The organism is Mycobacterium sp. E1214 (assembly GCF_001666755.1).
Classification (GTDB): Bacteria; Actinomycetota; Actinomycetes; order Mycobacteriales; family Mycobacteriaceae; genus Mycobacterium.
This window is the reverse complement of sequence record NZ_LZJC01000160.1, coordinates 1-22,781: the sequence shown is the minus strand read 5'-3', so window position 1 is coordinate 22,781 and position 22,781 is coordinate 1. Positions and strand designations below refer to the sequence as shown.

The window sequence follows — 22,781 nt, the reverse complement described above, 5'->3', positions numbered from 1 at the left end:
TTTCGGCCCAATGCCAGCCCGCCAGGGCGCTTCGCGCCGGCGAGCGCGGGCCGAAAACCCTGCTGCGTTCGGCGCGGACTCTTCGGGGTTGACCGCCCACCCTCACCCGATTAACCGCTCCCCCAGCGCTGACCGGCGCACCACCCAGCACCCAGAACGGAGAACAACCATGCCCACCACCACCTTGCGCACCGAAGCAGACATCGTCGCGGCCGCCGCGGCCCTCCTGGGCTTCGCCCCCACCAACAGCATCGTCGCCTACCTGCTGCACCGCGACCCCACCGGCGATCTGGTCGTCCGCGCCGCCATCCGCTTCGACGTCACCATCAGCGTCGAACAGGCCGCGAACTTCCCCGCCACCGTCAACCTGCGACCCGAGACCAGCCACGCCGCCGTCCTCCTGGCCGTCTGCGACCAACCCCACGAATGGCACGCCCTGACCGTCCTGGACGCCCTGCGGGTCGCGCTGCGCGCCGCCGGCATCCCGGTTCTGCGCCGCCTGATGGCCCGCGACGTCACCGCCGAAGGACAGTGGTATGACCCCGACACCCACGCCACCGGCCCCACCTACCCCTACACCGACTCACTCGTCACCGCCCACCGGGTCCTCGGCGGCGACCGCGTCAGCACCAGCCGCAACGAGATCGAAGCCGAATTCGCCTACCTGCCACCAGCTCCCCCGCTGGCCGTCGGAGACACCGGCGAACTCGTCCTCCACGTCGCCCAGGAGATCGCCGACGCCCTCGACGGCCACCCCATCGACCGCAGCCTGCCCACCCGCGCCGGCATCGCCATCACCACCGACGTTGCGGTGCGCGACGCCATGATCGGGGCGGCCGCCCGCCACAGCGACACCGGCGCCTACCTGTGGACCCACATCGCCCGGCGCCTGCGGGGCCAGCCCCGCGCCGAAGCGCTCACCATCGCCGCCGCCTGCTACGTGTTCCGCGAGGACACCCTGCGCGCCGCCATCGCCGCCCGCGCCGCCCTCCACGAAGCCCAAACCACCCAGACCGCCCCGCCGCGGCTGGCGCTCATGCTGCTCACCGCACTACACAACGACATCCCCGCCGAGCAGATCAGCCGCGCCATCATCTCCGCCACCAACGAGGAGTAGCCCGAAACCGTCCCGGGCCCGGCCAACTCTCCCCAGCAGCGAGGGGGCTGGCCGGGCCCCCCTTTTTCTTCGGGCCCAGCAGGCTACCGGCGCGCCCCGCGCGACCGGACTGGCCACCTGCCGGTGGCCACCACATCCGTAGCCCCGCACCTTCTTCTAGCCGTCAGCGGGTGCCAAGTCTGACCGTCAGGGACCCCGACGCTGTCAACCCACACCCGGCGGGCTCGCCCGTTCTGCCGCTCCCGCCGCCCTACCGGGCGGCTCCCGCTCCCGCCCGGGCGGCACCGGCGGCATTTATCGGCCCTACGCCAGCTCGCCCCTAGGCGCTCACCGCGCCGGGCTCGCGCGGGCCGAAAATCCGCCTCCGGCTTCCCGCCGGCCTCTTCGGGGTTGACACCGCCACCCCGCCGGTCCCTGCACACCCAGCGCTGAGCGGCGCTAACCAACACCGTTTCTCGAAAGGAACACTCTCATGGCACACGAACTCGACACCACCGATGGACACGTCTCCTTCGCCAACTCCCGCTCCGATGCCTGGCACCGGCTCGGCCAATCAGTCGGTCACGCGATGACCGCGAGCGAGGCCCTTCACGCCGCGCACCTGGCCGGCTGGAACGTTCGCAAAATGCCGCTGCAGGTGCCCCAGGCACCCGTCCTCGACGACACCGGCGTCACCACCCCCGCGCCGCTGGCGGTACCCGACTTCTACGCCACCGTGCGCACCAACCCCATCAACGGGCGCCTCGACGTCCTCGGGGTCGTGGGCAGCAAGTACGAGCCCGTCCAAAACGAGGCGTCCTGCGACCTGCTCGACGCCCTGGTGGACCAAAGCGGCGGCGCGCAGTTCGAGACCGCCGGCGCCCTGCGCGGGGGACGCGAGACGTTCGTGACCATGAAGCTGCCCAGCAGCATGGTCCTCGACGGCAAAGATGGCACCCAGGACCGCACGGACTTCTACCTCGTGGCGTTGAACTCTCACGACGGCAGTTCCGCATTCCGGTTCCTCGTGTCCCCGGTCCGCATCGTGTGCGCCAACACCCAAAGCGCCGCGATTCGGTCGGCCAAGGCCAGCTTCTCCATCCGCCACACCGGCGGGGCGCGGGCCTCGATCGCCGAAGCCCGCAACGCCCTCAAGCTCAGCTGGCGTTACATCGAGGCGTTCGAAGCCGAGGCCGCCGCGCTCTACGCGGCTCCGATGGACACCGAACAGATGCGCGACTTCGCCAACACCCTGCTCGAGGTCGACGTCGCCGGCACGCCCGCCACCCGACGCCACCGCCGCGAACGCGCCAGCGGGATCGTCAAGCTGTGGACGTCGTCGCCCACCATCACACCGATTGCCGGCACCCGGTGGGCGGCCTACAACGCGGTCACCGAATACCTCGACCACGTCGTGCCGGTCCGTGGCGCCCGAGCCGCTGGTGACGCCAGCACCGCCCGCGCCTTGCGGACCGTTACCGCGGCCACGGGCAGCGGATCGCTCAAGGCGCAGGCGTTCCGTCTGCTGCAGACCCTGTAGCGCGCCACCGGATGACCGGGGCCCGGCCAGCACTCGCACTTGCGGGGTTGGCCGGGGCCCCCTTTTTCTTCCGCTGGGAACGCCCGCACTGCTGCCTCGCCAGCGCTCGCCAGCGCGTCGCCAGCGCCGCGTTCCACGCGCGCTGCGCTCCTGGCGCTCGCGCTCCCACCGTGTCTGTCCTCGCCCCGCCCGGTACGCCCGCGCCGCCGCGCCGACAGCGCTGCGCCACCGCCCGCGCCGGGCCGTGCATAGCCGTGGGCCTTGCACCGTCCGCGCGCCGCTCACCGGGCGCGCCGCGCGCCCGGTGCGATTGGCGCCCGACAGCCCTCCGCCGTGTGCCGCATGGCCGTACCGGCCGGGCTTACCACAGGGTGGGATCGGTCGACCCCAGCAGCGCCGCCTCGACCGCTTCGGCGTCCCATCCATGGCGCACCGCTTCGCGCAGCGCCACCGCCCGGGCGCGGCGCGCCCGCACCCCGTGATCGCCGCGGCGCACCACCACCCGGCCGCCGCCGCGACCGGCGCGCGCCATCATCATCATGTTGTCGCGCTGCGAGCCGCCGATGATGTGCAACAGGCCCAGCTCGTCGGGTCCGCTCGTGCGCACGCACACCGGGTTGTCACACCCGTGCAGGGCCCGCACCCACGGCTCTAATGCCGCACCGTTAAGCCCGGCGGCGAGCGCGTAGCGGTTGGCCCGCACCATGATTCGCTCACCGCCGCGGCGCACCCAGAATCGGCCATAACCGTCGGCCCCGATCGCCGAACACCAGATCGCGCAGTCGTCCGGGCCCGGCCCGCGCACGACGCTGTTCTCAAAGCGCAGCAACTCCTCGCGATGCACCCGCGAATCCACTACCAGACGTAGCGGTTGCGAAACCCCCATGACTCCCAAATGCTTTCGGCTTCGGCGGCCTTACGGCCGCCCGTCGCCGCCATCGTCGCAGCCGCCACCGACAGTCCCGGTGCCGCGACTAGATCCGCGCTGCTACCGGCTCGACGGCCCGCTCAGCGGCTACGCCCTCAAAGCCGCCCGGCTCGGCTGCCGCGAGGGATTCCGGCGCCGACCGCACCGGTGCCGCCGCGTCGACGCCCTCCGCCACGTCGGCCGCTCCTTGGTCGGCGTGCGCTGACTCGGCGTCGCGGATCAACTCCCGCGCCGATTTCTCGCTGATCCCGGCCATGCGCGCGATCTTGCGCAGCGACTCCCCTCGATCGCGCATCGACCGCAACGCCGTCCCGCACGCCAGGCGGTGGCCCGCGCGCCGCTGCGCGGCCTGCTCGGCCAACGCCTGCTGACGCTCGGCCAGCCACGCATCGACCGCGTCTGCCCGATCCCGTGCGTCGAAGAACGCCGCTAGATCCTCCACGTTGGCCCTCGTGCGCCGGAGCACTTCTTCCTGCGCCGCGGCGGCCGCTTCGCGCGCCGCCCGCCGGGCCTCCTTGCTGACCGCCTTATTTCCCATGTCCCACACGCTAAAGCCCGCAAAACCGTTACGCCGCACCCGAACACAAAAATCTCGCCACCGCGCCAACTCCCCATGCCCGGACCCGACCACTCACCACACCAGCCCACCGTCACTTAGGCCACCCTAACTACCACCGCTCACTACACATCACACCTCTTGCACTTAGGGTCACGAAACGGTAACGGTGCGTTGGTTAGGCCATCTAAAGACACGGTTTTGTTGGCCGCGGCCATCGCGTAACGCCGATGCGGGTGTGAGAGTCGATGGTGTGGTGATGTCGCGGTGATGGGCTTGCACAAGCTGAGCGCCGGAGACGGGTATATGTACCTGATCCGGCAAGTCGCCGCCTCCGATGCCACCGACCGGGGTCGGCCCAGCCTGACCGATTACTACAGCACCAAAGGTGAATCCCCCGGGGTATGGATGGGCCGCGGCCTAGCCGCACTTGGCCGGCCCGTCTCGCGGGACCCGTCCGACCCGATCGTGGCCGACCTATGGGGAGTGCCGGACGGTTCGCAGGTCAGCGAAGACCAAATGAAGGCCCTCTTCGGAGAAGGCCTGCACCCCAACGCCGACCGGATCACCCGGCATCTGACCGGCCTGGGACTCGGTCACGCAGGCGCGCTCGCCGCCGCACGGCTGGGACGGCCCTTCGCGACCAGCAACACTGAAAACCAGTTCATGACCCGGCTGCGGAGGGCCTACCGCGACTACAACAGCACCGTCGGTGACGACGAGCACGCAAGCCTGCCCGCCGATATCAAGGCCCGCATCCGCACCGCCTTAGGGCGTGAAATGTTCATTGAAGCGTATGCCCGGCCTCCCGCTGATGACCGCGAACTCTCGGGTTTCATCGCGCGTAACTCCCGAGCGGCGAGCACCGCAGTGGCCGGCTACGATCTGACGTTCACACCGGTGAAATCGGTCTCGGCGTTGTGGGCCATCGCCCCCGCCTCGATCGCGGCCGCGATCGAGGACTGCCACCACCAGGCCGTCGCTGACACGCTGCAATTTCTGGAAGAACACGCCGCGTTTTCGCGCATGGGCGCCCACGGTGTTGCTCAGGTCAACACCACCGGATTGATCGCCGCGGCCTTTGATCACCGCGACAGCCGCGCCGGAGATCCCAACCTGCATACCCACCTGGTGATCAGCAACAAAGTGCAAGTCATTGGCGCCGCTGGCATCCCGCGCTGGCTGGCCTTGGACGGCACCCCGCTGCATCACGCCACGGTGGCCGCCTCCGAGCTTTACAACACCCGCCTCGAAGCGCTCGCGATCGCCAAACTCGGTGTGGCATTTGCCGAAACCGCCCCCACACCGGGCAAACGACCAGTGCGCGAAATCGTCGGAATCCCCACCGCGCTGATCGAGAAATACTCCTCGCGCCGCGCGGCCATCGATCAGCGGGTGGGTGAGCTGGCCAAGCAGTTCCACACCAGCCACGGGCGTGAACCCACCGTGGTCGAGATGCTCGCATTGACCCAGCAGGCCACCTTGGAAACCCGCCAAGCCAAGCACGAACCGCGCTCACTGGCCGAGCAGCGCCACACCTGGCGAGTACAGGCCGTCGAGGTGCTGGGCAGCCAACGCGCGCTGACCGCCATGCTCGCCGACGTCACCAATCAGGGCCGCTCGCAGCGGGTCGACATCACCCAAGAATGGCTCGACGACCAAGCCGCGGCGGTGATCGCCACCGTCTCAGAATCCCGAGCCACCTGGACGGTCAACCATGTCCGCGCCCAAGCCCAACGCGCACTGCGCTACGCCAACCACCCCGGCGGCCCCGACCTGGTAAACCGCATCGTCGCCACCGCGCTCGGCGCCCACAGCATCACCCTGACCAGCCACGCCGACACCGAAAAAGAAGAGCCAGCGCCGCTGCGGCGGCGCGACGGTTCCAGCGTCTACACCCGCCATGACACCACCGTCTACACCAGCGCCGCCATCATGGCCGCCGAGCGGCGCATCCTGGCCGCAGCCGCCCTGCGTGACGGCCGCACCGTCGATGACACCAGCATCGGTTTAGCCCTGGCCGAGGCCCACGCCAACCACGGCCTAGAACTCAACCACGGCCAAACGGTCCTGGTGCGCGAGATGGCCACCTCCGGTGCGCGCGTGCAGCTCGCGCTCGCCCCAGCCGGCACCGGCAAAACCACCGCCATGTCCGCCCTGGCGGCCGCCTGGCGCAACAGTGGCGGCACTGTCGTCGGCCTGGCGCCCACCGCCGGTGCCGCCGAAGTTTTGGCCCAAGACCTCGCCTCCCCGACCGACACCATCGCCAAACTGATCCAGCTCGCCGACGCCAGCCACGGCACCCCCGCCGCCGCCGACGATCCCGCCCGAGCGTGGTTCGACCGCATCGGTTCAGACACCCTGCTCATCGTCGACGAGGCCGGCATGGCCTCGACAACCGACCTGGACATCCTCATCGCCCACGCGCTGGCCCGCGGTGCCAGCGTGCGCCTCATCGGTGACGACCAACAGCTCGCCTCGATCTCAGCCGGCGGGGTCCTGCGCGACCTGGCCGAGGCCCACGACACCGTCACGTTGAGCACCGTCGTGCGTTTCACCCACCCCGAAACCGGCAAGGCCGAAGCCGCCGCCAGCCTGGCCATCCGCGCCGGCGACCCGGCAGGAATCGGCTTCTACATCGACCACCACCGCGTGCATGTCGGCGCCGACGCCACCGCCGCCGACATGGCCTACACCGCCTGGGCCGCCGACCGCGCCGCCGGCCGCGACTCCATCCTGTTAGCCCCCACCAACGACCTCGTCGCCCAGCTCAACGAACGCGCCCGCCTCGACCGCCTCACCGCCACCCCCAACCCCTCCGGTGGCCCAGACTCAGCGGCCACCGTCACCCTCGCCGACGGATTGACCGCCTCGGCCGGCGACTGGGTCGCCACCCGAAAAAACGCCCGCTGGCTACGCACCACCACCCACGGCGCCTGGGTGAAAAACGGCCACCGCTGGGTCATCCGCGCCGTGCACGACGACGGCTCGATCACCGTCGTGCCGCTGCGCGGACCGGCCACCCCCGTGCGGCTACCCGCCCGCTACGTACGGACCTCCACCACTCTCGGTTACGCCAGCACCATCAACGCCGCCCAAGGGATGACCGCCGGCGGCCGCGACATCGACGGCACCTGCCACACCGTCATCTCCGACCGCCTGACCCGCCAACAGCTCTACGTCGCAGGAACCCGCGGCCGCACCGAAAACCACTTCTACGGCTCCACCGCCGAAGCCGACCCACACCGCATCCTGACCCCCAAAGCCACCCACCCGCCCACCGCCGTGGACGTCTTGACCGCCATCCTCAAGCGCGACGGCGCCCAGCAGTCCGCGCACACCCTCGCCGCCGCCGACACCGACCCCTTCAACCGCTTGCACCGCGCCGCCGACATGTACTCCGACGCGCTCACCGCCGCCGCCGAACAACACGCCGGCCCCACAGTCATGGCGCGCATCGACACCGCCGCCACCGACCTCGGCCACCACCTCACCGACGCCCAAGGCTGGCCCGTCTTGCGCCGCAACCTCGCCCTGCTCGCCGTCGAAGGACACGACCCGGTGCACGCGCTGCACCAGGCCGCCGCCACCGGCCTGGCCGACACCCACGACCCCGCCGCCGTCCTGGACTGGCGCCTGCCCACCCCCAGCGGCGCCGGCCCCACCGAGCGGGGACCGCTGCACTGGCTGCCCGCGGTCCCCGACGTCATCGCCACCGACCCCACCTGGGCGACATACCTCGACCAGCGCGCCGACCTCGTGCGCGAACTCGCCGATCACATCCGCGACATCGCCCGCGCCTGGGATGCTGCGAGCACACCGGCCTGGGCGCGGCCGCTCCTGGACCACAGCCGAAACCTGCTCGCCGAAATCGCGGTCTTCCGCGCCGCCCACGACGTCGACCCCGCCGACACCCGAATCACCGGACCCGAACAGCACGCCAACCGCTCGGCGGTCTTCCAACAAGCCGTCCACTCCCGCCTCGACGACGCCCTGACCCGCGCCGGCGCCGACACCACCCGCTGGCGCCAACTCGCCCACACCATCGACCCCCACCTCACTACCGACCCCTACTGGCCGCGGCTGGCCACCCACCTCGACGGCGCCGCCCGCGCCGGCGCCGACGTCGCCGCGCTCCTGCATGACGCCGCCACCGCGCACGGTCCCCTGCCCGCCGACATGCCCGCCGCCGCCCTGTGGTGGCGCCTGGCCGGCACGCTGGCACCCCCCTCCCTCGAAGGCGCCGACACCAAACTGCGGCCCGAGTGGACCGCCCACTTGCACCACCTGCTGGGCACCCGCATTGCCGAGGCCGTCATCACCGACCCCGCCTGGCCCGGCCTGGTCGCCGCCGTCACCGCCGCCAACTGGCTCCCCTACGACCTGCTCGTCGCGGCCGCCGAACACCTGCACGACATCGCCGACACCCAAACCATCCGGCCCGACGAATACGCCCGCCTCCTGACCTACCGCGTCGAACTACTCGCCCACCACGCCGCCACCATCGACCCCGACATCCCCCACCCCGCCGAATACGCCGAAACCGCCACCGGCCCCGCTCCATTGGCCGTCGACGACTACTCCATTTCACTTCCTGATCTTGACGAGCACCCACCCGACCCGCACGACTACCCTCACGGCGAACCCGACCACGACCTCGGCGGCCTGGACTTCACCGACCTGCCCACCGTGCGGCCCGCCACAGCTGCCCGCGTCGACGACATCGACATCCCGGCCCTGCGGGCCCGCCGCGACGCCGCCCACCAGCACGCCCGCGAACTCGCCGCCGCCATCCTCACCGGTGGCGGCGGCCCCGCCGAACGCGCCTCTGCCGCCGAGCTGGCCGAGCTGCACCACCGACTCGTCGCCCAACGCCCCTACCAACAAGCCCTCGCCCGCGCGCACGGCCGCTGGATACACGCCGAAGACACCGCCGAGCTGCACCACCGAATGCTCACCCAGCTCGATGCCGCGATTACTGCCGCCACCCAGCGCGGCGATCAGCAGGCCGCCGCCCGCTACCAGCACCACCACGCCACGTTCAACGAACAAACCCCACTCGTCGACGCCGCGGTGCGTATCGCCCGTGACGGCCTCGACGCCGCCCGCAACGACCTCATCGACATCGCCGGCGGCCCGGCCGGCATCGTCACCGAACAACAGCTCCACGCCCTGCGGGCCCACGCGGTACGCGCCGATACCGAAGCGCTAAACGCCGCGCGCCGCGACACCCGCCTCCTCGATGATCAGCTTAGCCGCGCCGAAGCCGCCGCCGCCCGCTCGCTGGCCCAAAGCCCGCTGCAAAGCTACGATCTCGGCGCTGACCTGAACCAACTCCAGGCCGAAGTGGACTTCCTTCGCGCCGCCGCCGCCGCCAGCCCCGCCGCCCGCTACACCCCGCCGCCGGCCGCGCTCGACAGCCTGGACGACCAGCAGCGCCACGCGGTCACCGCCATCACGACCAGCATTCACAGTGTCCAATTGCTGTGCGTGCACCCCGGCGCCGACAGCACCGCCGTCCTGACCGCCCTGGCCGACACGGCTCACGACCACAACAAACGCATCCTCGCGCTGACCACAAAAGACAACCCCACCGATCACGCATACGCCGACGCCACCGCCAGCATCGGGCGCTACCGCCACGACTCCACCGCAACCCACCAGCTGCCAGCGCGGGGCGATCTGCTCATCGTCGAGCGCGCTCAGACACTGACCGCCGAGCAGCTCAATTGGCTCGCCCACAGCGCCGCTGACACCAACACTAAAGTCGTGCTCATCGCCACCGACGATCAACAGCGCACCCATCCTCTGCTCACCGTGCTCAGCCACGAGGCGCCGCACACTCAGCACCTGGGCACCCGCGTCCTCGACCACCGCGCACCGCGGACCGCAATAGAACGCGCCGAACACCACGTCGCGACCGCCAATGCGCCCAGCCCGGAACGCCAACGCGCCGTCGAGCTGTTACGTCACCGCGCCCGCGTCACCGACGAACTGCGCGAGATCGCATCCCTGCCAGAACGGCTTGCTGAGATCGCCGAACGCAGTCGCGCCCGCGGCCCAGAGCAACGCCGCGGCGGTGAGGGCCTCGGGCTCTAGTCGAGCGACGGCGCTAGTGGATCTGGGTGCTGAGCTTGGTGACCAGAGCGTTGTTGAGGTAGGAGGTAGCCGCCGGTCCGCCGGCGTTGAGGGCGGCAATCGTGGCGGGGTCATCGACGATGACCAGAGTGCCGCCACTGTAACTGCTGTATTTGGCGGGAAGACCGGCGTATCCGCCGCCGCCGGCGGCGGGGTCGGTGCGCAACAGCAGCATGACGTCGCTGCGTTGTCCGATGTAATCGATGTCGTTGATGTCGAAGGGGACGTCGGGGGGTCCGCCGGGGCTGCGTTTGTAGTGCGGGTTGTAGGTGAACCCGAGGCCTTCGAGGTAGTCGCTTACGGGCGATGACGTCGCCGCGGCGGTCGTCGCAGTACCGGTGTAGTTGACCGCGACGATGGATTTTCCTGTAAAGGCGCGATGTTGGGAGCGGATCGTATCCTGTTGCAACTGTGCGTCGTTGAGGAGTTGCTTAGCGGTGTCAGTGCGTCCTAACGCAGTCGCGATCCACTGCAACTGAGCCTGCCACGTCCAATCCGGGTTCGCGTCGGCGGGCGAGGTCAGCGTGGGGGCAATGGCGGTCAACGCATTGTAGGTGGGCTCGTCGACGTTGTCGGTGTCGATGATCAGGTCGGGTTTGGCGGCGCTAATGGCCGCGGGGTCGGCCGCAGCGAACACCGGTGGGCTGCCGTGAATTAACGATTGCAGCCAACTCGGCACCGTCGCATTGGCTTGGTTAAGCACCACCGGCTGCACCCCCAACGACAGCACGGCGTCAGCGTCCCCGGAGCCCAGCGCGGCAATTGATAGCGGCCGATGGTCAAGTCGCAAAGACCCGAACTTGGTGCTCAGTGTTTGAGGTTGGTAGGGGCCGGGCCCGTTGTCGGTGCCGTCGTAGAGATGAACGCCCACCGCGGCGCCCGCCAGGACGGCCACTGCGGCAACTATGGCGAGGACGACACGACTGCGCTTGCGCCGCTTGGTTTTCGGCGGCGCCGAGCCGCTCAACGCAGGTGCGCCGACTCCAGAGCGCGGCGGGGCGCCCTCGTGCGGTGGCGGGTAGGCGGTGAAGGGGCCAGCCTCGGGTGGTGGCGGGTAGCCGGGGAACGGGCCGCCGGCGGCCGAGGGTCCGGTGGCTGGGTAGGTCACGGTGTGATACGCGGGGCCTTGAGCAGCAAGGTTGGGGCCGGACGTGGTGGGTGGCGCCGCCGCATTGCGTAATGCCGCGCTGGCGGCCGCGGCCAGTGCGCCGGCGGACTGGAACCGCTCGGCGGGATCCTTTGCTAGCGCGCGGGCGACCACGGCATCGATTTCTGGCGGTAGACCGGGGCTGAAGTCACTGGGGCGCGGGGCCGGGCGCATCAGGTGACCGGCCAGCATCGCCGACAATGACCCGCCCTCTTCAAAGGGCGTACGGCTGGTTAGGAGCCGAAATAGCGCACAGCCGAGCGCATAGACGTCGGTGCGCGGATCAACCGGCTTGCCCTCGATGGTTTCTGGCGCGGCATAGGCGGCGGTGCCGACCATCGAGCCAGTCGCGGTCAAGGTGGTGGCATCGTCAAGCGCGCGTGCGATGCCGAAGTCAGCCAATAAGACGCGTTCGTGATCGCTGCCCGGTGAAGAGATGAGAAAGTTGCCGGGTTTGATGTCGCGGTGCAGTATTCGCCGCGAGTGGGCATAGTCCAGCGCGGCGGCGACGTCGGAGATGATGCGCGCGACCCGAGCTGGGGTCAAGTTCACCTTGGGCAGGTCGTTGGCCGCGGCACCCTCGACATATTCCATGGCGATCCACAGGTGACCGTCCTCGGTTTCGCCCCGGTTGTAGACCCGCACGATGTTGGGATGGTTCAACGTGGCGGCCAGGTCGGCCTCACGGGTGAAGCGAACCCGAAACTGGCGATCGGTGGACAGTTCGGCGGACAGGATCTTGAGCGCATCGCTGCGTGGCAAGGTCGGGTGCCGGGCACGATAGACCGTGCCCATCCCGCCGGAACCCAACACACTCTCGATGCGGTAGCCCGCGATCATCGTTCCTACAGCCAAAGGCATGGGTGGCTCATTTCCCGGTCAGCATGCGGTATTGGGCGGCCATCATCTGGTGTAGCGCGTTCTCCTGTTCGTTTTGCATCTCAAAGGCGTAGCGGTCGGCGCGGGCCACACACCAATAGGCCAACGTCTCGTTGAAACACTTGGCTTTCGGCATCGCGGTGATGCCCTTGACCGGGTGCGCTCCGGTCATGTCGGCAACCAGCCGGCCCGCCCCGTTGGGGTCGGGCATTTGATACACGCGGGTCTCGGCATAGTTCGCAACGTGTTGTACGCCTGCGGATTTGAACAGCGCGGCCAGGTGCAGCGGGTCACCGGGGACGACATGGAGCGCTCCGTGTGGGTCATAGATGCCGTCGTTGATCGTCTCGTTTTCGTGTCGAGGCGGCACCGTGCGCGCCAACAGTCCGTCGGGGTCAAGCGGCAGTTGGGCCAGTTGATCCGGCGGAGTGGGTTTGAAGGTGTCAACCAGTGGCTGCTGCAGATCCAAGGCGGTGGCGATCATTTGGGCTCCAGCGTCGGCGTTGTCTGCCGATTCCGCGGTCTGGGCCAACACGTATTGGCCGTGCGCGCTCAAAGCGGTGACGAAGAATCGCGGCCCCGCCGGCGGCGGATAGGACACGGTCATGGTGTAGGTCAGCGCCACCGTGCCGTTGTGGCGCGGTATTGAACGGGGTTGCGTCGGGATGGGGTGATCACCGAAGGGCACGGTTAAGGCTGCGTCTTTGGTGGCCATGTCCGCGACCGCCCCAGCAGCGTCCGCGGGGCTGGGGAATTCCAAGACGAGATTCAGCAAGCCTTTGTCGGGGCCTTTGTCGGTGTGCCGGGAGCTGGAGAACCCGGCGACGAGATGGTGGCCATTGAGCGCGTCACCTAGGGGCGCGCCCAGCCTTGCATTGACGGCGTCGGTGCCTTGGATGACGCCGGAATCGATTTGTGCGTAGGCGATGAGGGCGGCGTCGACTTCCCACGGTCCGACCACAGCGCTGGCCAGGCGACGCGCCTCGGCCCAACCGCCTTCTTGGGAGTCCCCGGCGACGCCGAAGGCGGGCCGCGGGGTGGTCGGGAAGTTGCCGGCATCGAGCAGCGCGACATCGACGCCGTCGGAGCTGGTCTGTCCCGGCGCTTTGACCGCCGAGCCCGCGATGGTGGTACTGCAGGCCACCGTCAGCGCCGCAATGGCGGCTAACAGGGCCACAATTGTGGCGCGTGCGCTGCGGCTCATGGGGCGGTCAACATCAGGTATTGGGCGGCCACGAGTTGGTGGGCGTCGGCCTCTTGTGCGGCGGTGGCGCGGAAGGCGTAGTGGTCGGCGCTGGCGATACACAGGAACCGGACCTCCCCGAGCGTTGTGGTGTCGGGTCCGCGGTCATAACACCGTGCCGAGGGCAGCCCGTTAATGCCCGGAGCGGGACGGTAATTGAGGAAGGGGACATCGATGCGGGCCAGACCCGCGGCCGCGCGCTGGGCGCCGGTGGGATCGACGGCCTCGAACACGCTGGTGCGATCTGCGGCCACATGCGTGATGCCAGCATCATCATAAACTTCCTGCGTCGCAACGGGATTGGACCGAAAATGCAGGGATGCGTGCGGGGGGTAGACCGCGGCCTGATTGACGTTGGGCTCGGTCGCCGGCACGGTGCGCGCCAGTAGACCAGTGGGGTCGGCGGGCAAGGAGGCCAGTTGGTCGGCGGGGGTAGGTTGAAAGTGGTCGACCAAGGGGACTTGCAGGTCCAGGGTTGCGGCGAACAGGTCCGCGGTGGCGGCGGCGCTGTCTTTGGTCCCTGCGAATTGGAACAGCACATAGGGGCCGCGCGCGGTAAACGACGAGGCCTCAAAGCCCCCGGACAGTGCGGCCACGTAGGCCTTCGTGTCCGAGTGACGCGGGACCGGCAGGCGGGTAGCCCAGACGTTGCCGGGTCGGACGGTGGCGGCGTCGGCGGCGGCCATGGCTGCGGCGGCGTCGCCGGCCTCTTGAGGACTGGGAAAGCGCAGAACGGCGTTGTCCAAAATCTTGGGCTTGTCGTTGGTGCTCGGCTGCCCGGAGGGTGGCGGCGTGGTGGCGCGTCCGCTGACGAAACCGGCGAGGAAGTGATGGGTGGCCGAGATCGCCGCGATGGAGTCGCCCCGCACTAGCGCTGACAGCTTCGCCGGGTCGGCGAAGGCCGTAGTGGGTGCGATCTCGCTGTTGGTCGGGCTGATCAACGCGGGGTCAACCTGCCAGGGGCCAACCACATTGTCGGCCATCCGCTGGGCTTCCACCCTACGTCCCGTGGCCTCATCGGGCACGGTGCCCAGCGGCGGGCGGGGCTTGCGGGGATAGTTGCCGGGGTCGAGCAACGCCAGGTTGACCGCTGGCGCTGCCGCCGGTGACGGTGTGCTGCTGGACTTGACCGCGCCGCCGCCTACCTGCTTTGCGCAGCCGCTGCCTAGTGTGGCCGCTACGAGCACAGCCACCAGTGCGGGGAGCATGCGGCGTCGGCGCGGGCCATCGCTGTGCCGAAAGCCGCGGTGCGGTTTGCTCATTGGCCGCCGTCGCCTGTTGTGTGGGCGGTTCCAAGCGCTGCGGCGCTCACCGCTTTGCCCGACCAGCGCCGTAGTCGCATCCGGTCCATCCCGAGTGTCAGGGCGGCGCCCCGTTCCGAGACGGCGCCGTCGGCGATCGACATCACCGCTAGTTGGCGCACCCGGGCACGGTGCAGTGTTTCCTGCCGACGGCTGCGTTGCCAGTCCCGGGCTGCCGTCTCCAAATCAGCTGCGCCACAGAGGTAGTCGAGTGCTGCTTGAACGGCGCAGCGCTGCAAGTCGAGGTTGTTGGGGTAGAGCTGTGCGGCCTCGTCGGTGGCACGGCGCAGACGGGCCTGTTGTGCTGCATTGAGTCGCCGGGCTCGACCGTCGCTGAGCGACGTCTGCGGCTGAGGCGAGGGGCCCGTGCGGTCGGTCCCGTGAGCCTTCATGGTTGCCTCATTCCCGTCCGCGAGGTGCGGACCTCGAATGCTGCGGTCACGTCACCAACTCAGCATGGTAGCTGCTGATACCAAGCCCTTAGGCGTGATCGCCGATTTTATTCAACATCTGGCGAGCGACATCGCTGGCGCTATGGCCTGGTGCGGGAGCGGTCTCGAGGAAGTAAGTGACGGCGACCTCCACAATGCAGTTGTCGCGCACGCCCACGGCGCGCGACTTGCGCAGGCGAGTGTCCGGGTCCACCACGGTCACCGTGGCCTCCACCGTCGAGGCGTCGGCATGCACCTCACCGACTTCATCGTGGTAGCCGATGCCGCTTTCTATCCGAGCTCCACCACATCGGGACCACTGGGCGCGGAACTTGGAAAAAAGCGCGTCGGCGGCACCCATCGTGGGCAGCGCTACCACCCCCTCGTCGAGGTCCAGCACGGTGGGTAGTTGCTGCTCAGCGGTCGCATCATCGGTCCACTGCTCATGGGTCACATTGACCACTTGAGCGTTGGTGTACACCTCGCCCATGAGAATGTGGCTGAGCCCCGAGCAATCGCTTTGGGCGGTACCAAGCCAGCCCCAAAGCAACTCCGGCGGCCCACCGAACCTCACCGGCTCTCCGATGCGAAATTTCTGACCGAAACTGCGCGACAGCTCGGTGTCCGAGAGCATCACCTCCTCGATGGTGACACCCGTCAAAGGGCGCGGTTTGAGGTTCGGCGTTGGGTGGGCTGCGCCGGCGACCACGCCGCTACACGAGGCTGTCAGCGGGATCAACGCCGAGAACACCAGCGCCCATGCCGGTCGAAAAGCTGTGGCTGCGCGGGACAGTTTTCTCATGATCGTCGGTTCCTCCGATTCTGCGAGCGCATGCGTGCCACACCACGGACGCCACCCAAGGTGGCTCTGGCTCAAGGCTGTTGGGGGTGGCGTTAGCGTGGGATGACGCGATCGGCCATGCGGGTCGCGATGGTGATGGCTTGGTCGGTGCGGTTCATTCCGCAGTCGCGCACGTCGATGACGACGTTGTAGCGCGCGGTCATTGCTCGCTGGCACTGCCATTCCTCGCCGCCTTCCTGGGTGGAGATGACCGTCAGCATGCCGTCGCGGTTAGTGACCGTCCCGACCATCCAGGTGCTCGGCTCCTTGCCGGGGGCCGGGGTGGGGCGCACCGAGAGTCCGTTGCATTTGGGCCAGGCCTGTGCCTGCTTGGCGACGAAGTCACGGGCCGCCTGGCCTGTCGAGAAGTACTCCGCGGCGTCGTCGACGATGTGCTCATCCTGGTGCGGGTCATCAAGGGCTTGGGTGCGCACCGCGACGTATCCGGTGTTGTCGAGCGCATTCTGCAGTGCCACACCGTGAACCTCCCCGCACTCGGGCCGGTCGTTGTCCCCGCCGAGATAGGCAAAGCTGTCGCCGGACACTCCGAGCCTGGGCGCTAGGTTGGTCGCGCCCTCAATGTCGTTGATGGCGGCCACATCCAAGCGCACCCCGGGAAGAGCTGCTAAGGGCATCGTCGCCGACGGCTCCGCGCTCGGGCCGGGCTGAGCCGAGGTGCTGTCCGAGGCCGAGGTGGCACCGATGTGGATATCGGCCGGGCCGTCTGAGCCGCTGGCGGCGTGGATGCCTAACCCAACGCATGCTGTGACGACCACCACCGCGCTTGCGCTGGCGATCCAACTTCCGTTGCCCTGCCACCACGACCGGCGCTGCGCGGGCGAGTAGTGCGGTGTGAATTCCCAGGTCGGCATCGCAGAGGGCGCCAGCACCGCAGCCGGTGTAGGGCGTGGGGGAAACGGTCCGGGCGCAACGAAGGAGCTGCCAGGCCCAGGAGCTATGAGGGGGCGCCGAGGCAGCACCGCCGTGGCCTCATCAGTGGCGCCAACCGGTGCCGTGCCCATCGTTGCCGGCGCACTAGGCGGCAGTGACGCATCGGTTTTAGTTGGAGCACCGCACTGCGCTGCTTCGGCAACTATCACCTCCGAAGCCGGTGCTGAGATCGCCGTCGAGGAAGGGTGGTCGGTCATGGGAAACGTCCTTCCGTCCATGAAAACTCCAGCTAGTTGGTTTCTCTTGCCCGTCAGCACATCGCTGGTGGGCGCCGCCCCTAGGGCGGTCGGGTCGCTGTATTTCCGTGACGACCCGTCATCTGCTGGTGAGTTAAACACAGCACCAGGCAGTGTGCAACATTTCAAACCGTTGCAGTGCTATGGTTTTATTGCTAGCGTCACCGGCATACCGATCGGGACTTGCGGACCCACCGCCCCACGCGCTGGTTCCCCAGCCTGGCCGGAAACCGATCCAGACCCCTGACTCCGACCCCTGCAGGAAGGACGCGTCCGAATGACCATCGCCCCGGACCCCTCGAGTGATTCCCGGCACCGCGTAGCTAGACCCTTCGCGTCTTTCCAGATGCGCGCCGATGTGCGGCTCTTCCAGACCAGCCGAGACGTGGCTTGCCGCCAGGACCCGGAGTTGTTCTTCGATGCCCGCAGGCGCCGGCGCGCGATCCAACAGTGTGCCGAATGCCCTTTCCGCGGACGCTGCAGCTACAACGCGGTCGCCACCGGCGCCACCCACGGCGTCTGGGGCGGCGTGATGCTTCCCGGCGACTACCCCCAGGAACTCACACCGCTCTACACCGAACTCGCCCGGCTATTCGAGCAGCGCCGTCACGTTGAGATCGGAGATGTTCCGGTTGCCCCGCTTCCCGAACTCACCGACGCCGACAGAGGTTGCCACACTCAGAACTTGCGCGCCGGCGCGGCCTAGCAGAAGACAACGATGAAGCCTGTCAACCACGCTCAGCGCCAAGCCGATTCGAGCCAACGCCTTCAGCCGAGCCGCCAGCGCCCAAGAAGCGTCCTCATCAACGTCAGCATCGACCACCTTGAATGCGGACGCGTCACCGACGCTCAAGCAAACGACCGGGTCCACCACCAACCACGCTGTACCGACGCGATGTCGAACGCGCCGGACAACCGCTCACCCCCCGCTCAGCCGCCGGCAAGCATCCCGAACCAAACAGCAACTCACCTTCGAGAGGTAATCGCCATGATACACAACACCTTTGGCCAATGCCGGTACGGCTATGGACAACCCGGCTCGCACCCGCAGTCCCTCCCGCGCATTCCGCAGTCCCTGCAAGGCCCCGGCAGCTGGCCCGCGCCCACCACGACGGCGGCCGCCCCCTATCCCCCTGCCGCGGCGAGGGCCACGGTGGCACCGCGCGGGGCCGCCTTCTCCCCCGCCGTTACGACACCGGCCACGGCGGCGCCGTACGCTCACCTTCGGCCACAGGCGGTGTTTCGCGTGCGCGTCACCAAACACACAGATTTGGCGCTGGCGTTCTTGAACGAGAAGTACGCCTTCACCGGGACATTGGCCCAGTGCGAGGCCATCATCCGCGATGCTCAACGACACAACCTGGTCGCCGGGTGGTGGAGTATGGCTTCCCTGCTCATCTGGAACTGGGTTGCCCTCCACCAAAACCGCAGCGCACGAAACCTATTGCGCAGCCAGGCAGCCATGGCCGGAATCGCCGACACCCCGGCACGTTGAGGCTGCTGCGCGAGGGCGCGACTTCACCAACGCCCAGCGCGGGAGGCAACAAGGCGTGAAAACAACACTGAGAAAATGCATGGGCGGAATCGCCAGCGCTGTGGCATGCGGTATGGGAGTCATAGTGATGCCGTCGACCGCCGCGGTGGCTGAACCGGCCTTTCCCGACATGGGTGCTTTCAGCAGCGTCGACAGCGCAGCCTATGAAAGGCGCGCGATCAATTCCGACAGCATCGAGTTCTCGACCCCGGATGGGCTGAACTGCTCGTTCATCGCCCTCGGCCAGATGCGTGACATGACCACCAATCAGGGCCTGAACTGCCGCGGCCACTTCCCGGGCATTGACTACGACCCGCCGAGCAACGGATGGTGCGAATACAAAACCGTCGGTAGCAAGCACTCCTTCACGTATCGCTTCGACCGGGCCTACCTGCAGTGTGGCGATCACGATCTCCTCCACAAACCGCTACCCGCGGGCACGAGAATCGCCTCGGGCAACATCACGTGCGCGGTCGGCCCGGATCGGATGACCGCTTGCTTGGACACCCGCGCCGGCCTACGCCACGGCTTTATGCTCCAGCCCTCGGGAAGTAGTGCCTTCTGATGTGCGCCATATCGATTCGGCGGTCCGCGGTGCTCCTTGCCGCGAGCGTGCTCGCCGCGAGCAGCTGCGGCACCGCTGCGGCCGAGCCCGCGTTGCCCGATCTCGACAAGTTCACCGCTGTTGATCCCGCCCCGTATCAGACCTACGGGCGTGGAACGATCGCGCTGATGTTCGCAACACCCGACGGCTTGATTTGCGGGTTCGGCTCTGCGCGCGACATGCACGGTGATCCGGACGCCCCGCAAGCAGCGGGCTGCACGGGACGCTTTCCGGGGCCCTCGAGGACCGCGCCGCCCCACGCCGACGGTCTGTGTGCGTCCGACGAGGTCGGCGACGAGGGGGGTTTGATTTACTACATCACCTTGGGCGCCTCGAACGGGCCTTGCGATGAGGGGCCCGGCGTCATCAAACCGCTCGGTGTCGGCCAGAAAATCGCGCAGGGCAACATCACCTGCGTGGTCGCTGCGGGAGAGGTGACCGCATGCTTCGACACGCGGGTGCGACAACGCCACGGTTTCATCCTGCAACCGTCGGGAAACCTCGGTTTCTGAGCGTCCAACGCTGTTGCAGGGGACGGTACTTGCTCGATGAATAGACGAGGATTGGCCGGCGCCGTCCAGCGCAGCAGACTCGCCGCGTTGGCGCTAGCCGCTGTCGGGTGTGCGTCAGCCGCGCATCCCCCGCCAGCCGTAAGTCGGTCAAGCAGCGCGTCGGGACCCGGCACCGACGGTGTCTGTGCGCAGGGGCAATTCGGTCGAGAGCAGTTCCTCGGAGACTGGACCGAACCCGGCGAAAGCGTCCTTCGCACCCTTGCCACGGACGGCACCCTGAAACAGCGAATTGGCGATAGCGACGAAGCATCGGGCACATGGAGCTTCCAGCCGTGGGCACTGACGCCGGCGAAGAGATTCATGCCCGACGGCGAAGCCAACCAGTGTGTCCTGTGGTTGCACCTTGCGGCGCCTAGCCCAGTGGATCTGGCATACGTACCCCTGACAGCCAGCAGTACAACATTGCAACTGACCTATATTGGCCGCGGCAACACCATCACCTGGCTCCGCCCGAACGCCGACACGTGACCGTGACGAACATTCGGGCCGGCGCCGCAGACGTCGCGGCGCACCAATCAATTCCATTGTCCCAGAAGGGAACCTGGCTGTGAATAACCGTGACCGGGCCGGCCGGACACCACTGCACTACGCCGCCATCGATGCTCCAGTCGGATTGAATCACACGGCAGCGCTGACGGATCCGGTGTTGCGGGCAGACAATCACCGCAAGTTGGTCGACTTCATGCTCGCCAACTCTCAGCGGCTGCTCGCCGCGGGCGCCGACGTGAATGCAGTCGACAGCGAGGGCTCGACGCCATTGCACTTCGCGGCCCGAGGCATCAGCGCCGCAGTCGTTCGGCTTCTCCTTGACGCCGGCGCCGAGGTCAACGCGACCAACACCAAGGGCGAGTCACCCCTCTACTGCGCCATCCGCAACACCACGCCCGCAGCACTGGACATCACACGATTGCTCTGCGACCGTGGCGCCGACCCCACCATCCAAACCGCCAACGGGTCGAGCGCATTGCGATTCGTCAAACTCTATGGGACACCCGAGCAAAAAGAGGTCTTTGCTGATTTCCTCTAGTCGGGGACTAGACGTTGAGCCGCTGCCTCGGCCGAAGGATCGAGCCGCCGCCACAAAGTAGCTCGACCCGATCAACTACGTCGACCACCGCGCAGCGATCCACTTCTTTCGCCTCGTCGAGTCGGCGCTCTGTGTTGAGATAAACCTATGCGAGCAGTCCGCGGCGGGGCGAGTCGCCGCCTCCACGCCAGCCTTCGCGCGAAACTGCCGCCGATCGCGGCGCTGGCCGCGATCTGTGCGCTGACGGCGGGGTGCGGTGGTGTGGTCCAGGGGCGCGCCATGTCGCCGATCTATGACCCCAACACCGCCGGCGGGTTGACGGTCACACCAGTCCCGAGCGGTCTGCGCCCGGATTCCCCAGCGCCCACGATGACCGTGCACGGCGGTGACGGCGGTGACGTCGACAAACTGACCGTGCAGGCCATCGAAGACATCGAAGAGTATTGGGCAGGCAACTATCCGCGAACGATGCCCGACACCAATAAGCCCGTCACAGATCTGTACTCCTACAGCTCTCACGACGCATCCGGCCAGTCTGTGTGCGGCATAGAAACCTACCGGTTGGTCAACGCCTTTTTCTGTGCCCGCGGCTGGCTCATCGCCTGGGACCGTGACGTCTTCATGCCCACTGCACGTAAGTTCTTCGGCGACATGGCCATCCCGGGCATCATGGGCCACGAATACGGCCACGCCGTGCAAAGCATGGCACATCTGGTCAAACGCTCCGATGGTGTCCTGACCGCCGAGCAACAAGCTGACTGTTTCAGCGGCGACTACCTGCGCTGGGTAGCCGCGGGCAAATCACGCCGCTTCACCCTCGATGCCGGCGACGGCCTCAACAAAGTCCTCGCCGGCGTGATCACCAGCCGCGACCCCTCCGATACCGGGCCGACCGCGCCCGACGCCCACGGGACCGCCCTGGATCGCGTCTCGGCGTTCCAACTCGGCTTCATCTCCGGCGCTACCGCGTGCGCCGACATCAGCGGCGCGTCGATCCAGGCACGCCGCAACGAGCTGCCGACCGCCCTGCAACCCACCGAATCACCGGCTAGCCACGACGTGCCCATCACCGAAGCCTGGGTCCACCAGATCGGCGATGCACTCAACGCGTTCTTTGCCCTCACGCCGGCCCCGGCCCTGACGCTGGGCAGCGCCCAGTGCCACGGCGCCAAACCCACCACACCGGTCTCCTACTGTCCCGAAGCCGAGACCGTGTTCGTCGACCTGGCAGGTCTGCAAACGTTAGGAGCACCCGGCGACGAAATGCACGACCTCGTCTTGCTGCAAGGCACCAACACCGCGATGTCGGCACTGGCCTCGCGCTACGCCCTTGCCGCGCAGAAGGCCAAAGGGCTAGCCATGCACTCCACCACGACCGCGCAACGCACCGCATGCCTGACCGGAGCATTCGAACGGCACCTCGCCGAAAGCCCCACCTCGGCAATGACATTGAGTTCCGTTGACGTCGACCAGGCCGTGGCCGGGCTGCTCGGTGACGGCCTGGTTGCCAGCGACGCCGACGGCACCACCGTCGCCGCCGGGTTCAACCGGATCGCGGCCTTCCGCGCCGGACTCACCAGCACCGATCACCAGCGCTGCTACAGCCTGTTCCCCGCCTGACCGCTCGCCCACGATGGAAGGAGGTGCTGCTTGGACGACACCGCGCAGCCCACGCCAGACCCGGACCGCGACGAGCAGACCGCCCAGATTACGCCGATTGATGACGAGAAAACGGTGGTCACCTCGCGTGCACTGAG

17 protein-coding genes are annotated in these 22,781 nt (G+C 68.0%); 9 read left to right on the top strand and 8 right to left on the bottom strand.

All coding sequences use genetic code 11. The features are described 5' to 3' along the window. Nucleotides 1-169 precede the first annotated feature (169 nt). The gene (locus A5700_RS22230) at nucleotides 170-1,117 is read left to right on the top strand and encodes a DUF4192 family protein (protein WP_068066465.1); all 948 of its coding nucleotides are present in this window, start codon (nucleotides 170-172) and stop codon (nucleotides 1,115-1,117) included. A 472-nt stretch (nucleotides 1,118-1,589) separates the two neighbouring features. Next, nucleotides 1,590-2,636 (top strand): DUF932 domain-containing protein, encoded by a 1,047-nt coding sequence (locus A5700_RS22225; protein ID WP_068066463.1) that lies wholly within the window; start codon nucleotides 1,590-1,592, stop codon nucleotides 2,634-2,636. 361 nt (nucleotides 2,637-2,997) lie between these two features. Here A5700_RS22225 and A5700_RS22220 read toward each other — a convergent pair whose 3' ends face one another. Both A5700_RS22220 and A5700_RS22215 read right to left on the bottom strand, forming a co-directional pair. Further along, a complete protein-coding gene (locus tag A5700_RS22220) occupies nucleotides 2,998-3,522 on the bottom strand; it encodes a hypothetical protein (protein ID WP_068066460.1) in 525 nt (174 codons plus the stop codon). A gap of 88 nt (nucleotides 3,523-3,610) precedes the next feature. Then, entirely contained in the window at nucleotides 3,611-4,102 is a 492-nt protein-coding gene (locus A5700_RS22215) for a hypothetical protein (protein WP_068066457.1), read from the bottom strand. Nucleotides 4,103-4,390: 288 nt separating this feature from the next. On the opposite strand from A5700_RS22215, the gene mobF reads away from it, so the two are divergent. Then, nucleotides 4,391-10,219, top strand: a complete 5,829-nt coding sequence (gene mobF / locus A5700_RS27245) for a MobF family relaxase (RefSeq protein WP_068205022.1) — start codon at nucleotides 4,391-4,393, stop codon at nucleotides 10,217-10,219. 13 nt (nucleotides 10,220-10,232) lie between these two features. Here mobF and A5700_RS22205 read toward each other — a convergent pair whose 3' ends face one another. From A5700_RS22205 to A5700_RS25630, 6 genes are all read right to left on the bottom strand, one after another. Continuing rightward, nucleotides 10,233-12,266 (bottom strand): serine/threonine-protein kinase, encoded by a 2,034-nt coding sequence (locus tag A5700_RS22205; RefSeq protein ID WP_068066450.1) that lies wholly within the window; start codon nucleotides 12,264-12,266, stop codon nucleotides 10,233-10,235. Nucleotides 12,267-12,273: 7 nt separating this feature from the next. Continuing rightward, complete coding sequence (locus A5700_RS22200; RefSeq protein ID WP_068066447.1) at nucleotides 12,274-13,488, bottom strand: hypothetical protein; 1,215 nt, start codon at nucleotides 13,486-13,488, stop codon at nucleotides 12,274-12,276. Continuing rightward, entirely contained in the window at nucleotides 13,485-14,720 is a 1,236-nt protein-coding gene (locus A5700_RS22195) for a hypothetical protein (RefSeq protein ID WP_231973702.1), read from the bottom strand. Before A5700_RS22195 ends, A5700_RS22200 begins: the two co-directional genes overlap by 4 nt. A gap of 65 nt (nucleotides 14,721-14,785) precedes the next feature. Then, the gene (locus A5700_RS26320; protein ID WP_156671377.1) at nucleotides 14,786-15,220 is read right to left on the bottom strand and encodes a hypothetical protein; all 435 of its coding nucleotides are present in this window, start codon (nucleotides 15,218-15,220) and stop codon (nucleotides 14,786-14,788) included. An 88-nt stretch (nucleotides 15,221-15,308) separates the two neighbouring features. Further along, entirely contained in the window at nucleotides 15,309-16,061 is a 753-nt protein-coding gene (locus A5700_RS22190; protein WP_082960353.1) for a sensor domain-containing protein, read from the bottom strand. Between the two features lie 92 nt (nucleotides 16,062-16,153). Further along, nucleotides 16,154-16,990, bottom strand: a complete 837-nt coding sequence (locus A5700_RS25630) for a sensor domain-containing protein (RefSeq protein ID WP_197502735.1) — start codon at nucleotides 16,988-16,990, stop codon at nucleotides 16,154-16,156. A gap of 574 nt (nucleotides 16,991-17,564) precedes the next feature. Here A5700_RS25630 and A5700_RS22180 point away from each other — a divergent pair. The 6 genes from A5700_RS22180 to A5700_RS22155 all read left to right on the top strand — a co-directional run bounded on the left by A5700_RS22180 (nucleotide 17,565) and on the right by A5700_RS22155 (nucleotide 22,644). After that, the gene (locus A5700_RS22180; protein WP_068066435.1) at nucleotides 17,565-17,993 is read left to right on the top strand and encodes a WhiB family transcriptional regulator; all 429 of its coding nucleotides are present in this window, start codon (nucleotides 17,565-17,567) and stop codon (nucleotides 17,991-17,993) included. 540 nt (nucleotides 17,994-18,533) lie between these two features. After that, entirely contained in the window at nucleotides 18,534-18,782 is a 249-nt protein-coding gene (locus A5700_RS22175) for a hypothetical protein (RefSeq protein WP_068205018.1), read from the top strand. A 127-nt stretch (nucleotides 18,783-18,909) separates the two neighbouring features. Further along, nucleotides 18,910-19,386 carry a hypothetical protein gene (locus tag A5700_RS22170; protein ID WP_068066430.1) on the top strand — a complete coding sequence of 159 codons (477 nt, stop codon included), beginning with the start codon at nucleotides 18,910-18,912 and terminating at the stop codon, nucleotides 19,384-19,386. Between the two features lie 29 nt (nucleotides 19,387-19,415). Further along, nucleotides 19,416-19,937: a hypothetical protein gene (locus tag A5700_RS22165; RefSeq protein WP_156671375.1), complete on the top strand. Its 522-nt coding sequence runs from the start codon at nucleotides 19,416-19,418 to the stop codon at nucleotides 19,935-19,937. Nucleotides 19,938-20,544: 607 nt separating this feature from the next. After that, nucleotides 20,545-21,024: an ankyrin repeat domain-containing protein gene (locus A5700_RS22160; protein WP_197502734.1), complete on the top strand. Its 480-nt coding sequence runs from the start codon at nucleotides 20,545-20,547 to the stop codon at nucleotides 21,022-21,024. Between the two features lie 279 nt (nucleotides 21,025-21,303). Further along, nucleotides 21,304-22,644: a neutral zinc metallopeptidase gene (locus A5700_RS22155; protein WP_231991445.1), complete on the top strand. Its 1,341-nt coding sequence runs from the start codon at nucleotides 21,304-21,306 to the stop codon at nucleotides 22,642-22,644. Nucleotides 22,645-22,781: the final 137 nt, after the last annotated feature.

Bases quoted from the DNA above. Each gene is read 5' to 3' on its own strand.
- A5700_RS22180 (WP_068066435.1), top strand. From the start codon at position 17,565: ATGACCATCGCCCCGGACCCCTCGAGTGATTCCCGGCACCGCGTAGCT.
- mobF (WP_068205022.1), top strand. From the start codon at position 4,391: ATGGGCTTGCACAAGCTGAGCGCCGGAGACGGGTATATGTACCTGATC.
- A5700_RS22190 (WP_082960353.1), bottom strand. From the start codon at position 16,061: ATGAGAAAACTGTCCCGCGCAGCCACAGCTTTTCGACCGGCATGGGCG.
- A5700_RS22200 (WP_068066447.1), bottom strand. From the start codon at position 13,488: ATGAGCCGCAGCGCACGCGCCACAATTGTGGCCCTGTTAGCCGCCATT.
- A5700_RS22155 (WP_231991445.1), top strand. From the start codon at position 21,304: ATGTCGCCGATCTATGACCCCAACACCGCCGGCGGGTTGACGGTCACA.
- A5700_RS22230 (WP_068066465.1), top strand. From the start codon at position 170: ATGCCCACCACCACCTTGCGCACCGAAGCAGACATCGTCGCGGCCGCC.
- A5700_RS22225 (WP_068066463.1), top strand. From the start codon at position 1,590: ATGGCACACGAACTCGACACCACCGATGGACACGTCTCCTTCGCCAAC.
- A5700_RS26320 (WP_156671377.1), bottom strand. From the start codon at position 15,220: ATGAAGGCTCACGGGACCGACCGCACGGGCCCCTCGCCTCAGCCGCAG.
- A5700_RS22215 (WP_068066457.1), bottom strand. From the start codon at position 4,102: ATGGGAAATAAGGCGGTCAGCAAGGAGGCCCGGCGGGCGGCGCGCGAA.
- A5700_RS22205 (WP_068066450.1), bottom strand. From the start codon at position 12,266: ATGCCTTTGGCTGTAGGAACGATGATCGCGGGCTACCGCATCGAGAGT.
- A5700_RS22170 (WP_068066430.1), top strand. From the start codon at position 18,910: ATGCCGTCGACCGCCGCGGTGGCTGAACCGGCCTTTCCCGACATGGGT.
- A5700_RS22220 (WP_068066460.1), bottom strand. From the start codon at position 3,522: ATGGGGGTTTCGCAACCGCTACGTCTGGTAGTGGATTCGCGGGTGCAT.